This window comes from Paraglaciecola sp. (assembly GCF_030730205.1).
GTDB lineage: Bacteria > Pseudomonadota > Gammaproteobacteria > Enterobacterales > Alteromonadaceae > Paraglaciecola.
Window position 1 is genome coordinate 1 of record NZ_JANQVQ010000044.1, and the last position, 976, is coordinate 976.

Sequence of the window (976 nt, forward strand, 5' to 3'; positions counted from 1 at the left end):
GGCAAGAGCAAATTGAGCGCGATATTGAACATTCGCTGGAAGTGTTTAAAGGCCAAATTGATACGTTAACTTCATCAGTGATCACCAGCATAGTAAAAGTTAGTACGGAAACGAATGAAACGATTTCTAATACATTAAAACGCTTTGAAGATGCCAACTTAGCTACGACCAAGCTTTATTCAGAGTCTATGGAGCGAAACATAGAAACGATAAATGCTGTGGTAGATGGCATGCAAATAAGAATAGACAACATTGCTATTTCTGAAGATATGATTGTTAAGCCTGTTCTAAAATCTCTTCAGGGTCTGACGGAAAATTTAACGGGTTTTAGTAATTACTTTGCAAAGGCGGCAACAGAGCTGCAGTCTAATAATGAGAAACTGGCCTATCAGATAGCGGGTAGTACGAATACGATTAATAAGCACATCGATGGATTTGAGCAAAAACTTAATGATGTGATTAAAACGCAAGCTGAGCAGTATCGGGCAACGCTTACTGAAATTGGCAATTCTGTTGTAGAGAGCATTGGCGACTTTAAGGACATTAATATTGATGCTCAGAGCGAAGTGGAAGCTCGCTTAAAGCAGGTTAGTTCGCAGCTAGACAGTTTTAAAGTTGCGGTTGAAGATGCGGTTCCCGCAATAAACAGAAACATGAAGATTCTGGTTGAAGAGTCCGGGGCGATACAAACCCAACTTGCTGACTCTCCGAAAATACTGAAACAATATGCTACATCATTAGAAGAGTTAGTGGAGAATTTCAGCCAGGTAGAGAAAATGACCCCTGGGGTAGATAGGCTTCAGCAAACATTGGTTAAATTTGAAGAGCTGATAGATACCGCAACAACACGAGTAAACACCGTATTTGGCAAGTTGGAGCAAAGTGCAAATGCAACTGAAGAACATACTAATCAGGTTGCAAGTGATATTGCATCGGTTTACAGCAATTTAGCGCGAGAGCTGCAAAAGATTAGGAG

The 976-nt window shown here is 40.5% G+C and carries 1 protein-coding gene; it reads left to right on the forward strand.

Annotation, left to right across the window (positions count from 1 at the left end; genetic code table 11):
* Positions 1-976, forward strand: a 976-nt coding sequence (locus NWQ57_RS03910; RefSeq protein ID WP_306020770.1) for a hypothetical protein, incomplete at both ends; no start/stop codon positions are given.